This is a genomic window from Micromonospora sp. NPDC005553 (assembly GCF_042871765.1).
Lineage (GTDB): Bacteria > Actinomycetota > Actinomycetes > Mycobacteriales > Micromonosporaceae > Micromonospora.
In genome coordinates, this window is record NZ_JBIAJD010000002.1 from 557,730 (window position 1) to 570,555 (window position 12,826).

The following is a 12,826-nucleotide window of genomic DNA, read 5'->3' on the forward strand; positions in this document are numbered from 1 at the left end:
CCATGTCTGACGCCTTCGTCGTTGGTGACCCGGACGGGCTGTCTCCTCTGCTGGTCGCGCTTCGCGACGCCATCGCCCGGGAGCTGCACGCCCAACTGGCGCTGCGCGGCGAACGGATCGAGCTGGTTGACCTGCCGGAGGTGTCGTACCAGGTCACTCTGCGCGTGGACGAGACCCTGCGCAGCACCCGCAGCCGTCGATATCCTCCCCTGCGGCCCGGTCGCCCTCAGTCGCCCGAATAGAGCCGCGACGGGTCGACAAGGACGACATCGGGACGCTGACCTGCCGCGTGCCGAAGTTCGTCGGTGAAGCCCGCGGCGCTTGCCAGCAGCAACCGGGCGTCCCGCGCGTCCAGGCCGGGACGCGCGGCGAGCAGGTCACGTGCCCGGCCCAGTCGATCCAACTCGGCCCGACCCAGCGTGCGACCCCACTTGATCTCGCCGATGGCGAGCAGCGGCCGAGGGCCGTCGCCGAACGGTGGCTCCCCGAATGCAACCAGGTCGAGTTCCAGGCTGGTGCGAGTGGAGGGATCGCTGAGGACGGCCGCGCTGGCCTCCGCGACGACACCGCCGAACGTCTCCGGCGTGGCGAAGCGCAGAGCCCACTGCCGAACGATCTCCTCGAATGCCGGACCCAGCACCCCGCTTGAGTACCGGCGGTTGGAACGCCTCCAGACGTCCGTGCCACGCCGTTGCTCCAAGGCCGTCCAGGAGGGCCGCATGACCGCCTGATAGAAGGTGATCAGGGGTTCGGCGATGCGGTAACGGCTACGCCCGCTACGGAGCGGATCGGGCTCGCGGATGAGGAGGCCGGCGTCCTCAAGGACGGTGAGCGGGTGCTGGAGGTCGGTGGCCTTCCGTCCGATGTACCCGGCGATCCCCCCTCGGGTGCCGTTGCCTTCGGCGACCGCAGACAGTACGGAATGGTAGAGCGCGGTGTCCCGCAGGTCGGGATCCTCGGCGAGCAGATAGCGAGCCTCGCGGAACAACGGGCGGGCTGGATTCAGCACCGCGCGCACTACCCAATCGTCAAAATCGTCTGGCCCGTCGGGTACATCGTCCTGGACGTACTCCCGTCGGTAGGCCGGTGTGCCTCCGACGATGGCGAACACGCGGGCGGCGAGTGAAGGGTCATCGATCCCCCAGAATTTTGCGGCTGCCCGGTAGTCCAGCGGTGGCACGGGCAGTTCCAGCCCGGCCCGTCCGCGCAGCGGAGCCGAACCGGCAAGCAGGCCACCGCTTCACTGCCACCCCTACAGAATGTAGAACTACGCTTCTAAGAAGTGTAGTTCTACATTCTGTCAACTGTGGTTCAGTCCAGCCCGCCGTACGAGTGCAGGCCGGTGAAGAAGATGTTCACGCCGAACAGGTTCATCAGCACGGTGAGGAAGCCGAGCACCGCGATCCAGGTGGCCACGTTGCGCTTCACGCTGGGCGTCGCGCGGGCGTGCAGGTAGCCGGCGTAGACCACCCAGGAGATGAACGCCCAGGTCTCCTTCGGGTCCCAGCCCCACGGCCGACCCCAGGCCGCCTCGGCCCAGATGGCACCGGCGATCACCGCGAAGGTGAAGATCGGGAACGCGAAGGCGTGCAGCGCGAAGGTCAGCCGCTCCAGGCCGGCCGCACCGGGCAGCCGCTTCGCCAGGATGTACGGGAAACTCCGCTTGCCCTGCTCGTACCCGCTGCGCATCAGGAAGCCGACCGCCGGCACCACGCCGAGCAGGAAGATGCCGGACGCGAAGACGATCGTCGAGACGTGGATGATGAACCAGTACGAGTTCAGCGCCGGGACCAGCGGCACGATCGGCACGTACAGCACCAGCTCGGCGGTGGCGACCAGCAACACCATCACCAGGGTGAGGAAGAGCCCGAGCTTGCGCAGCGACGGCCGCTTCCAGAGCACCACCAGCCAGGCGGCCACCCCGATGAACGTCACGGTGAGCACGAACTCGTACATGTTGCCCCACGGCATCCGGTCCGCGGCGAGCCCACGGGTGACCAGTGCCCCCAGGTGCAGCGCGGCGGCCACCGCGGTGGCACCCACCCCGATCAGGCCCGCGAGCCGCGCCCGCCCGGCCGAGCGGTCGACCGTCGGTGGCGAAGGGACCGGCGCGGACGGCGTCGGGACGCCACCGGCACCTACCAACTCGCGCACCGGAGCCGCCGTGGCGACCCGGGTACGGGCGTTGCCCAGCGCGTACTCGACGGCGTGGCCGATCATCGCGACCAGGTACGCCAGGATCGCGAATGTCACCAGATTGTCGGAGAGTGCGGACATCACTCGGCTCCTTCTCGCACGCCGGCCCGGTCAGCGGAGTCAGCGCCAGCACCAGCCCGGTCGGCACCGCTGACGGCGGCGACCAGCTGGGTGAACTCGTCGGCGAACCCTGGATAGTCGGTGCGTGGCAACCCACCGACCTCCATCAAGCTACTACCGCTCGTCGGAGATCCGTCCCCGGGGTCGGCCGGCGCCACCCGGAAGAACACCCGGCGGCGCTTTCCGAACAGCGAACCCATCAGCCCGATCAGCAGGACGCCGCAGCTGACCAGCAGCATCGTCGAGCCGGGGTCGTGCCGGACGGAGAGGGTGACGTACCGCTCGGTGCCCAGGAACTCGACTGTCGTGCCGTCGTCCAGCTTCCAGGTCTCGCCCTTGCGGAGCAGTTTGGTGCCGACCTCCTTGACCTTGCCGGCCCGCACCTGCCGCTGGTCGAGCTGGTAGACCGAGCCGGGGATGCCGGCGTCCAGGCCGAGGTTGCCGCGGTAGGCGACCAGGTTCAGCGCAGGGTTGCGCTCGGTCGGGTACTGCGAGCGGACGAACGGCGCCTGCTCGGGCGCGGTGGGCAGGTAGATGCCGGTGAACGCCATCTGGAGATCCGGTGCGCGCTGGCCGGTCGCCGGGTCGACGTTCGCGTCCGGGAAGGCCGCCAGCCCCTCGCTGGTCAGGCCCATGTCGCCGGTGGTCAGGAACGGCTCGTCACTGATCTGGCTGTTGCCGAACCGGTCGGTGTAACGGATCACCGGGGCGTACCCGTGGCCGAGCAGGTAGACGCTCGCGTCGTTCAGCCGCAGCGGCGAGTTCACCGAGAAGTCGGCGCTGCGGGTCGGCTCGTCCGGACCGTTGACTGTCACCCTGGCGTTGAAGAACTCCGGCTGGCCGGACGCCAGGAACCGGGCCTGGAAGTCGTCCAGCCGCAGGCAGAAGCCGGGCAGGTCGGCGCTGTCCACCTGGGGGCCGAGCTTCGCCTCGGCGTACTGCTGGCGGGTGTTGCAGAACGCGTTGTCCGCGCCGGCCACCAGCAGCCGGTTGCCGCTCCAGCCGTACCAGGAACCGAGCGCCACCCCGATCAGCACAGCGATCAGCGAGGTGTGGAACAGCAGGTTGCCGGTCTCCTTGAGGTAGCCCTTCTCGGCGGAGACCTCGTCGCCGCGCACCTCGACGCGCCAGCGCCGCTTGCGCAGCACCTCCGCGATCGCCGCCGCCCCACCGGGCGGGGCGGGCAGCACTGTGTGCTGCGGCAGCCGGGCCATCCGCTTCGGCGCGGCCGGCGGACGGGACCGCAGCGTGCGGACGTGGTCGCGCAGTCGGGGCGTGATGCAGCCGATCAGGGAGGTGAACAGCAGCAGGTAGATCGCGGAGAACCAGACCGACCCGAAGACCTCGAACGCGCCGATCCGGTCCAGTCGGGGGGCCCAGTCGGGGTGGTCGACGAAGTACTCGTTGACCTTCTCCGGGCTGATTCCGCGCTGCGGCAGCACCGAGCCGGGAATGGCGGCGATCGCGAGCAGGAAGAGCAGGATCAGCGCCGTACGCATGCTGGTGAGCTGCCGCCACGAGTTGCGCAGCAGGGCCAGCAGCCGGTTCGGCCGGCGGCGTGGCGCGGGCGCCGCGGTCTCCGGTCGGTCGTCGACGACCGTCATCAGATGCTCACCTCGCCCACCCCGACGGTGGTCTGCAGCCAGATCACGAAGCTCTGCCATCCGCCGGTGACCAGGGCCAGACCGATCAGGATGAGCAGGGCGCCGCCGACCCGGGTGACCCAGCGGCTGTTGCGCCGGACGGCGCGGAAGACTCCGAGCAGGCGTTCGAACCCCAGCCCGAAGACGATGAACGGTATCCCCAACCCGAGGCAGTACGCCACGGCGAGCACCACGGCCCGGTCGCTCTGGCCGCTGGCGGTGGCCATGCCCATCACCGCGCCGAGGGTGGGGCCGGTGCAGGGCACCCAGCTGAGCGCGAAGACCGCCCCGAAGACCGGTGCGCCGAGCAGCCCCGCCGACGGCAGCCGGGAGATCCGGAACTCCCGTTGCAGGGCCGGGATCATCCCGAGGTAGCTCAACCCCGCCACGATGACCAGCACACCGACGCCGATCTGCAACTCGCGCTTGTAGTCGAAGAACACCCGACCGATGCTGGCGAAGAGGATCGCGGTGGCCACGAAGACGACTGTGAAGCCGCCGATGAAGAGCAGCGTCCCGGCGAGCACCCGACCCTTGACCGCGCCGACCCGCGCGACCCGTTCCCTGACCGCGACGCCCCCGCCGGCCGGCACGGGATCGGCCTGCGGTCGCCGGCCCTCCAGGTCCGCGCCGGCCAGACCGGTCACGTACGACAGGTAGCCGGGGACGAGCGGGAGGACGCACGGGGAGAGGAAGCTGACCAGGCCGGCGAGCGCCGCCGCGCCGATGGCGAGCAGCAGTGGCCCGCTGAGGGCCAACTCCCGGAAGGTCTCGCCCATCAGTTCGACGCCGGCTTCTCGGCGGCGACCCGTTCGACGATCGGCCGTAGCTCGTCCCTTGTCGTGGCGCGACGGATCACCACGGCGATCCGGCCGTCGCGATCGAGGACCACCGTCGCCGGTGTGGAATTGGGCGGGATGTCGAAGTTCAGCGCCTGGCTGCTGGACGGGTCGAAGATGCTCGGGTAGGTGACCCGCCCTCGCTCGAAGGCGATCGCCTTGTCCTTGCTGTCCTGCACGTTGACGCCCAGGAAGGTCACCCCGGTCGCCTTGGTGGCCTGGTAGGTGTCCTCCAGGTCGTCAGCCTCCGCGCGGCAGGGCGCGCACCAGGAACCCCAGAAGTTGACGACGACGACCTGACCGCGCGCCTGGGAGACGTCGTACTGACCACCGGTGAGCAGTTCGCCGACCACCTTGGGCGTCTTCGACCGCTGGTCCGGCGCACAGGTGATCGTGAGGCCGTCGCTGGTGCACTGCTTCTCCCCGCCGCCCCCGGACCTGCAGCCGACCAGCGCCACCGCGGCGACGGTGGCGAGCAGACCGGCGGTCCACCTCCGGGCGTTCATCAGGCCCCCTTGGCCGTCCGGGCGGTCGCGGAGAGAGCGATCAGATGCGCGGCCGGCTCGCTGTAGCCGATGCCCGCCACCTTCGCGCCGTCGAAGTGGAACGAGGTCAGACTCGCCAGGCCGCACTGCCGCTTGCGCGGGTCGTGCCAGAGCCGCTTGCGCTCGACGTGACGGCGCAACGTCCAGATCGGGAGCTGGTGCGACACCAGCACCGCCTCGCGTCCCTCGGCGGCGACCCGGGCGGCGTGCACGGCGGCGAACATCCGCTCGGCGATCACCCGGTACGCCTCACCCCAGGACGGGGTCACCGGGTCGCGCAGCACCCACCAGTTGCGCGGGTCGCGGAACGACCCGTCACCCGGGGAGACCTTCTTGCCCTCGAACCAGTTGGCGCTCTCGATGAGCCGCTCGTCCACCCCGACCGGCAGCCCGAACTGGGCGGCGATCGGCTCGGCGGTCTGCTGGGCGCGCTCCAGCGGGCTGGCCACCACGTGCACGATCTCCCGCTCGGCCAGGCCCTCCGCGGCGGCCTTGGCCATCTGCACACCCAGCTCGGAGAGGCGGAAACCGGGCAGCCGGCCGTAGAGGATCTGGTCGGGGTTGTGCACCTCGCCGTGCCGCAGCACGTGAACCACAGTCTTGCTCAACGTTGTCTACCCCCCGTGACCAGCCGCTGCCGCCGCGTTCGCCGCGGTGGGCAGCGCGGCGGCGATGTGCTCCAGAGCGGCGTCGTCGAGCGCCGCCGAGACGAACCACGACTCGAACGCGCTCGGCGGCAGGTAGACGCCGGCGGCGAGCATCGCGTGGAAGAACGCCTTGAACGCGGGCACCTGCTGGGTGCGCGCGCTGTCGTAGTCGACCACGTCGGCGTCGGTGAAGAAGATCGAGAACATGCTGCCCGCGGACGACAGTCGGTGCGGGACCCCGGCGGCGGCCAACGCGTCGGACGCGAGCTTGCCCACCACGGCGGCCGTCTCATCGAGGCGCTGGTACAGCGCGTCGTCGGCGAGCCGCAGGGTCGCCAGGCCGGCGGCGCAGGCCAGCGGGTTACCGGAGAGGGTGCCGGCCTGGTAGACCGGGCCGGCCGGCGCGAGCCGCTCCATGATGTCCGCGCGCCCGCCGAACGCCGCGGCGGGCAGACCGCCACCCATGACCTTGCCGTACGTCCACAGGTCCGCGTCGGAGGCGTCGAGGCCGTGCCACCCGGCGCGGGAGACCCGGAACCCGGTCATCACCTCGTCCACCACCAGCAGGGCGCCGTGGGCGTGCGCGATCCGGGCGAGCTGCTGGTTGAAGCCGTCGCGGGGGGCCACCACACCCATGTTGCCGGCGGCGGCCTCGGTGATCACCGCGGCGATGTGCGGGCCCTCGGCGGCGAAGGCCTCCTCGACGGCCCGGATGTCGTTGTACGGAAGCACTATCGTCTCGCTGGCCGCCGCGCCGGTCACGCCGGGCGAGTCGGGCAGGCCCAGGGTGGCCACGCCGGAGCCGGCGGCGGCGAGCAGCGCGTCGACGTGGCCGTGGTAGCAACCGGCGAACTTGATGATCTTCGAGCGGCCGGTGAAGCCGCGGGCCAGCCGGATCGCCGACATTGTCGCCTCGGTGCCGGAGTTGACCAGGCGGACCTGCTCGACCGGGGTCCGGGCGACGATCTCGGCGGCCAACTCCACCTCACCGGGGGTGGGCGTGCCGAAGCTGGTGCCCCGGGCGGCGGCGGCCTGGACGGCCTCCACCACCTCCGGGTGGGCGTGCCCGAGGATCAGCGGACCCCAGGAGCAGACCAGGTCGACGTAGCGGCGACCGTCGGCGTCGTACAGCCACGGGCCCTCACCACGGACCATGAAACGCGGGGTGCCGCCGACCGCCTGGAAGGCGCGCACAGGGGAGTTCACCCCGCCCGGCACGATGGCGCGGGCGCGGTCGAACAGGGCCTCGGAGGCCGGCGCATCGGCTGGGTAGCGGCCGGATCCGGCGGGAAAGATGTCGGTCACGATGCCGCCATTGTGACAGCGCCGGACGGTCAACCAGCAGCCACCCCGTGGTGGGGTTACCCGGCTCACCTGTGACCCGCGCCGGTCAGCAGCGCCGACACGGGGGCCTCGTGGCCTGGACGGCAGCGGCTCGCGGCCTCGACAGGCCAGGTCGGTCGGATCGCGCTAGGCTGACCGGGTGGATCGTGCCGAACTGTCCATCACGCTACACCGGACGGGCGACGAAGCAGTCTTGCGCCTGGCCGGTGAGATCGACATGCTCACAGCGGCCCAGCTCTCCACCGTCGTCAACGAGGTGCTGGCCGACCCACCCCCGAAGATCATCCTCGACCTCGGTGGCGTCACCTTCTGCGACTCGCAGGGGCTGGGCACCCTTGTCGTGCTCAGCCGCAAGGCCAGCCACGCGCAGAGCCTGCTGATGCTGACGCACGTGGGCGACTTCCTGATCCGCGTACTGGACATCACCGGCCTGCGCAGTGCCCTGATGATCCGTAACGACCAGCCCACCGGCTGAGCCGTCCCGTCCCGCCGCGTCAGGCGGTGTTCCCCCAGCGGGCCTGCTCGAGCAGCCGCACCGCCCGGTCGCGGACCTCCGGGTCGTCCGAGCGGAGCTGGGCGGTCGCCTCGTCGACCGCTTCGGTGAGCCGCCGCCACTGCGTGTCGCGCTCCCGGACCAGATCCGACTGGGTGGCCAACTGCCGGGTCTTCACCCACAGCTCGACGAAGACCGACACCTTGGCCCGGAGCACCCACGGGTCGAACGGCTTGGTGAGGTAATCCACAGCGCCCACCTGGTAACCCCGGAGGGCGAGCTGGGCGTCCCGGTCGGCGGCGGTGAGAAAGATGATCGGCACGTGCCGGGTCCGCTCGCGGCGCTTGATGTGGCTCGCCGTCTCGAAGCCGTCCATGTCCGGCATCTGCGCGTCCAACAGGATCACCGCGAAGTCGTCCACCAGCAGTTGCTTGAGCGCCGCCTCGCCGCTCTCCACCGCCACGGACTGGACCGGCAGGCCCTGAAGAATCGCCTCCAGGGCCGTCAGGTTCTGCCGCCGGTCGTCAACGAGCAGCGCTTTGGCCATCTGGGTCACGAAGTCTCCTCGGTCCGGCTGCCGTTGATCCAGGACGACATCAGTTCGATCAGGTCGTCCAGGTCGACCGGCTTGGTGATGTAGTCGCTGCCCCCGGCAGCGAGCGCCGACTCACGGTCACCCGGCATCGCCTTCGCGGTCAGGAAGACCACCGGAAGGTCGGCGAACCGGTGGTTGCGGCGAATCTGGCGGGTGGTCTCGTAACCGTCCTGGTCGGGCATCATGGCGTCCATCAGCACGATGTCCACCTCCGGATGCTCGGCCAGCAGACGGACACCGTCCGCCCCGTTGTCCGAGTACAGCACGGTCATCCCGTGCAGCTCCAACGCGCTGGTCAAGGCGAAGACGTTGCGTACGTCGTCGTCAACGATCAGCACCGTGGCACCGTCCAGTTGACGGGTGGCCGGCGCCTCCGGCCGTTCCGGCAGCAGCTCCAGCGGCGGCATCAGCAGCGACGACGGCAGCCCGGCGCGCTGCGGCGACGGCATCTGCGGCACGACCACCGCGTCCGGGGCCAGCACCTGCGGCACGAACAGCGTGAAGGTCGAGCCCTGGCCGGGCGCGGACGAGACGGTGATGGTGCCGCCGATCAGTCGGGCCAGATCGCGGCTGATCGACAGGCCCAGCCCGGTGCCGCCGTACCGGCGACTGGTCGTGCCGTCGGCCTGCTGGAACGCCTCGAAGATGATCGACAACTTGTCGTCGGAGATGCCGATCCCGGTGTCGATCACGGTGAAGGCGATCACCTGCTGAGCGTTCGTCAGCGCCGGCACGTCGAACACCGCGTTCTCCGCGGCCGGGGCGATCCGCAGCGTCACCGCACCGTTGTCGGTGAACTTCACCGCGTTGGAGAGCAGGTTGCGCAGGATCTGCTGCAACCGCTGCGCGTCGGTCACCAACGCCGGCGGCAGATCCTTGCTCACCCGTACCTGGAAGTCCAGGTTCTTCTCCTCGGCCTGCGGGGCGAACGCCTGCTCGACGTAGCCGCGCAGCTCGGTGAAGCGGATCTCGGTCGGCTCGACGTCCATCCGGCCCGCCTCGATCTTGGACAGGTCGAGGATGTCGTCGATCAGTCGCAGCAGGTCGGAGCCGGACCCGTGGATGGTCCTGGCGAACTCGATCTGCTTCGGGCTGAGGTTCTGCTCCGAGTTCTCGGCCAGCAGACGGGCCAGCAGCAACAACGAGTTCAGCGGAGTCCGCAGTTCGTGGCTCATGTTGGCCAGGAACTCCGACTTGTATGCCGACGCCCGGGTCAGCTGCTGCGCCTTCTCCTCCAGGCCCAGCCGCGCCAGCTCGATCTCCCGGTTCTTCGTCTCGATGTTGCCCTTCTGCTCGGACAGCAGAGTGGCCTTCTCCTCCAACTCGGCGTTGGTGCGCTGCAACTCCGCCGACTGCTCCTGCATCTCGTGCGCCAGCCGCTGCGACTGGGCCAGCAGCTCCTCCGTACGCCGGTTGGCCTGGATGGTGTTGACAGCGATGCCGATGGTGAGCACCAAGCGCTCCAGGAACGACAGGTGCAGTTCGGAGAAGGCCGACACGCTGGCGAACTCGATCACCCCGAGCAGCTCGCCCTCGAAGAGGACGGGGAGCACCACCAGGTCGGACGGGGGTGTCTCGGCCAGGCCGGACCGGAGGGTGAGCCGACTGTTCGGGGAGGCGCTGACCCGGATCGTGCGACGGGAGAGCGCGGTCTGCCCGACCAGCCCCTCACCCGGCCCGAAGGTGACGTCGTGCCCCCGCGCCACGTACCCGTACGAGGAGGTCAGCCGCAGCCGCATGCTGCCGTCGGTGTCGTCGGCCAGGAAGAAGGCGCCGAGCTGGGCGTCAACCAGCGGAGTCACCTCCGTCATGATCATGCGGCAGACCTCGCCGAGGTCGCGCTGGCCCTGCAACAGGCCGCCGATCCGGGCGAGGTTGGAGTCCAGCCAGCCCTGCTCGGCGTTCTTCTTGGTCGTCTCCCGGAGGGTGACGATCATCTGGTTGATGTTGTCCTTCAGCTCGGCGACCTCGCCCTGCGCCTTGACCGCGATCCGCTGGGTCAGGTCGCCCCGGGTCACCGACGTGGACACCTGGGCGATGGCCCGCAACTGCGTGGTCAGCGTCGAGGCGAGCTGGTTGACGTTCTCGGTGAGGTCGCGCCAGGTGCCGGAAACGCCCTTCACCTGCGCCTGACCACCGAGCTTGCCCTCGATACCGACCTCGCGGGCCACCCGGGTCACCTCGTCGGCGAACGACGACAGCTGATCGACCATCGTGTTGACAGTCGACTTCAGCTCCAGGATCTCGCCCTGGGCGTCCACCGTGATCTTCTGCGACAGGTCGCCCTTCGCCACGGCGGTGGTCACCGAGGCGATGTTGCGGACCTGACTGGTCAGGTTCGACGCCATCGAGTTCACGTTGTCGGTCAGGTCGCGCCAGGTGCCGGAAACGCCCTTCACCTGCGCCTGACCACCGAGCTTGCCCTCGGTGCCCACCTCGCGGGCCACCCGGGTCACCTCGTCGGCGAACGACGACAACTGGTCCACCATCGTGTTGACAGTCGACTTCAGCTCCAGGATCTCGCCCCGCGCGTCCACCGTGATCTTCTGCGACAGGTCACCCTTCGCCACTGCCGTCGAGACCTGGGCGATGTTGCGGACCTGGGCGGTAAGGTTCGACGCCATCGAGTTCACGTTGTCGGTCAGGTCGCGCCAGGTGCCGGCGACCCCGCGCACCTGCGCCTGACCGCCCAACTTGCCCTCGGTGCCCACCTCACGCGCGACCCGGGTCACCTCGTCGGCGAACGACGACAACTGGTCCACCATCGTGTTGACAGTCGACTTCAGCTCCAGAATCTCGCCCCGCGCGTCCACCGTGATCTTCTGGCTCAGGTCACCCTTCGCCACCGCGGTGGTCACCGAGGCGATGTTGCGGACCTGACTGGTCAGGTTCGACGCCATCGAGTTCACGTTGTCGGTCAGGTCCCGCCAGGTGCCGGAAACGCCCTTCACCTGCGCCTGACCGCCCAGGTTGCCCTCGGTGCCCACCTCACGGGCCACCCGGGTCACCTCGTCGGCGAACGACGACAACTGGTCGACCATCGTGTTGACGGTGTTCTTCAGCTCCAGGATCTCGCCCTGGGCGTCCACCGTGATCTTCTGCGACAGGTCGCCCTTCGCCACGGCGGTGGAGACCTGGGAGATGTTGCGGACCTGGCTGGTCAGGTTGCCGGCCAACTGGTTGACGTTCTCGGTGAGGTCCCGCCAGGTGCCGGAGACGCCACGCACCTGGGCCTGGCCGCCCAACTTGCCCTCGATGCCCACCTCACGCGCGACCCGGGTCACCTCGTCGGCGAACGACGACAACTGGTCCACCATCGTGTTGACGGTGTCCTTCAGCTCCAGGATCTCGCCCTGCGCCGCCACCGTGATCTTCTGCGACAGGTCGCCGCGCGCCACCGCCGTGGAGACCTGCGCGATGTTACGGACCTGGGCGGTCAGGTTCGACGCCATCGAGTTGACGCTGTCGGTCAGGTCCTTCCAGGTGCCGGCCACGTTCGGCACCTCGGCCTGGCCGCCCAACTTGCCCTCGGTGCCGACCTCACGGGCCACCCGGGTCACCTGCTCGGCGAAGAGTCGCAGCGTGTCGGTGAGGTAGTTCATCGTGGCGGCCAGCTCGGCCACCTCACCACGCGCGCCGACGGTGATCTTCTGCGACAGGTCACCCTTGGCCACCGCCGTCGCCACCTGCGAGATCGACCGCACCTGGCCGGTCAGGTTCGACGCCATGGTGTTCACCGAGTCGGTGAGGTCCTTCCAGGTGCCGGCGACGCCCCGCACATCGGCCTGGCCACCCAACTTGCCCTCGGTGCCCACCTCACGGGCCACCCGGGTCACCTCGTTGGAGAACGACGACAGCTGGTCCACCATCGTGTTCACGGTGCGCCCGATGCGCAGGTACTCACCGCGCAACGGCCGACCGTCGATCTCCAACGCCATGTGCTGGGACAGGTCACCGTCGGCGACCGCAACGATCACCCGGGCGATCTCCGTGGTCGGTCGACCCAGGTCGTCGATCAGCGAGTTGATCGCCCGCTGCCCCTCCGCCCAGGAGCCGTCCAGCCCCTCGTCGTCGAGCCGCTCGGTGAGCCGGCCGTCGCGACCGACGATCCGACTGATCCGCCGCAGGTCCAGGTACTGCCGCTCCTGGAGCGAGACCACCTCGTTGAAGGCGTCCGCCACCTCACCGGCCGCGCCGGCCCGGCGGGGAAGCCGGACCTTCAGGTCGCCCCGCCCGATCCGTCGCAGTGCCTCGGTCAACTCACCGAGGAGCGCCTCGTTGTCGAGCGCGGACGGATCCGCCACCGACTGCTTCGACGTGGTCATCATTCCTCGCTCAACTCGGGGGGCGCCGGTCCGTGCGGACACACCGGCACCCCATATTGTGCCCGCGCGCGCCGTGGTG

11 protein-coding genes are annotated in these 12,826 nt (G+C 69.6%); 2 read left to right on the forward strand and 9 right to left on the reverse strand.

What is annotated here, in order from left to right; genetic code table 11:
* The first annotated feature begins 2 nt into the window (after positions 1 to 2).
* The gene (locus tag ACFYPG_RS09905) at positions 3 to 242 is read left to right on the forward strand and encodes a hypothetical protein (RefSeq protein WP_387351382.1); all 240 of its coding nucleotides are present in this window, start codon (positions 3 to 5) and stop codon (positions 240 to 242) included.
* Here ACFYPG_RS09905 and ACFYPG_RS09910 read toward each other — a convergent pair.
* The 7 genes from ACFYPG_RS09910 to hemL form a co-directional block, all read right to left on the reverse strand.
* The gene (locus ACFYPG_RS09910; RefSeq protein WP_387351384.1) at positions 227 to 1,018 is read right to left on the reverse strand and encodes an ATP-binding protein; all 792 of its coding nucleotides are present in this window, start codon (positions 1,016 to 1,018) and stop codon (positions 227 to 229) included. The two genes, ACFYPG_RS09905 and ACFYPG_RS09910, sit on opposite strands and share 16 nt — an antisense overlap.
* Positions 1,019 to 1,311: 293 nt before the next feature.
* On the reverse strand, positions 1,312 to 2,277 hold the full coding sequence (ccsB, locus tag ACFYPG_RS09915; protein WP_355004804.1) for a c-type cytochrome biogenesis protein CcsB: 966 nt from the start codon (positions 2,275 to 2,277) through the stop codon (positions 1,312 to 1,314).
* A complete protein-coding gene (locus tag ACFYPG_RS09920) occupies positions 2,277 to 3,920 on the reverse strand; it encodes a cytochrome c biogenesis protein ResB (RefSeq protein ID WP_387351386.1) in 1,644 nt (547 codons plus the stop codon). The genes ccsB and ACFYPG_RS09920 overlap by 1 nt, the downstream gene beginning before the upstream one ends.
* Positions 3,920 to 4,738, reverse strand: a complete 819-nt coding sequence (locus tag ACFYPG_RS09925) for a cytochrome c biogenesis CcdA family protein (RefSeq protein ID WP_387351387.1) — start codon at positions 4,736 to 4,738, stop codon at positions 3,920 to 3,922. Before ACFYPG_RS09925 ends, ACFYPG_RS09920 begins: the two co-directional genes overlap by 1 nt.
* On the reverse strand, positions 4,738 to 5,304 hold the full coding sequence (locus tag ACFYPG_RS09930; protein WP_387351389.1) for a TlpA family protein disulfide reductase: 567 nt from the start codon (positions 5,302 to 5,304) through the stop codon (positions 4,738 to 4,740). The genes ACFYPG_RS09925 and ACFYPG_RS09930 overlap by 1 nt, the downstream gene beginning before the upstream one ends.
* Positions 5,304 to 5,951 (reverse strand): histidine phosphatase family protein, encoded by a 648-nt coding sequence (locus tag ACFYPG_RS09935; protein WP_355004800.1) that lies wholly within the window; start codon positions 5,949 to 5,951, stop codon positions 5,304 to 5,306. The genes ACFYPG_RS09930 and ACFYPG_RS09935 overlap by 1 nt, the downstream gene beginning before the upstream one ends.
* Positions 5,952 to 5,957: 6 nt before the next feature.
* Positions 5,958 to 7,295, reverse strand: a complete 1,338-nt coding sequence (gene hemL, locus ACFYPG_RS09940; protein ID WP_387351391.1) for a glutamate-1-semialdehyde 2,1-aminomutase — start codon at positions 7,293 to 7,295, stop codon at positions 5,958 to 5,960.
* Positions 7,296 to 7,473: 178 nt separating this feature from the next.
* On the opposite strand from hemL, the gene ACFYPG_RS09945 reads away from it, so the two are divergent.
* Positions 7,474 to 7,809: an STAS domain-containing protein gene (locus ACFYPG_RS09945; RefSeq protein WP_355004798.1), complete on the forward strand. Its 336-nt coding sequence runs from the start codon at positions 7,474 to 7,476 to the stop codon at positions 7,807 to 7,809.
* A 19-nt stretch (positions 7,810 to 7,828) separates the two neighbouring features.
* On the opposite strand, the gene ACFYPG_RS09950 is transcribed toward ACFYPG_RS09945, so the two are convergent.
* Entirely contained in the window at positions 7,829 to 8,383 is a 555-nt protein-coding gene (locus tag ACFYPG_RS09950) for a response regulator (protein WP_355004797.1), read from the reverse strand.
* Positions 8,380 to 12,747 carry a HAMP domain-containing protein gene (locus tag ACFYPG_RS09955; protein ID WP_355004796.1) on the reverse strand — a complete coding sequence of 1,456 codons (4,368 nt, stop codon included), beginning with the start codon at positions 12,745 to 12,747 and terminating at the stop codon, positions 8,380 to 8,382. Before ACFYPG_RS09955 ends, ACFYPG_RS09950 begins: the two co-directional genes overlap by 4 nt.
* Positions 12,748 to 12,826: the final 79 nt, after the last annotated feature.

What these genes read in the sequence shown, in the direction of transcription:
- ACFYPG_RS09905 (WP_387351382.1), top strand. Translation starts at nt 3, where the DNA reads ATGTCTGACGCCTTCGTCGTTGGTGACCCGGACGGGCTGTCTCCTCTG.
- ccsB (WP_355004804.1), bottom strand. Translation starts at nt 2,277, where the DNA reads ATGTCCGCACTCTCCGACAATCTGGTGACATTCGCGATCCTGGCGTAC.
- ACFYPG_RS09920 (WP_387351386.1), bottom strand. Translation starts at nt 3,920, where the DNA reads ATGACGGTCGTCGACGACCGACCGGAGACCGCGGCGCCCGCGCCACGC.
- ACFYPG_RS09925 (WP_387351387.1), bottom strand. Translation starts at nt 4,738, where the DNA reads ATGGGCGAGACCTTCCGGGAGTTGGCCCTCAGCGGGCCACTGCTGCTC.
- ACFYPG_RS09930 (WP_387351389.1), bottom strand. Translation starts at nt 5,304, where the DNA reads ATGAACGCCCGGAGGTGGACCGCCGGTCTGCTCGCCACCGTCGCCGCG.
- ACFYPG_RS09955 (WP_355004796.1), bottom strand. Translation starts at nt 12,747, where the DNA reads ATGACCACGTCGAAGCAGTCGGTGGCGGATCCGTCCGCGCTCGACAAC.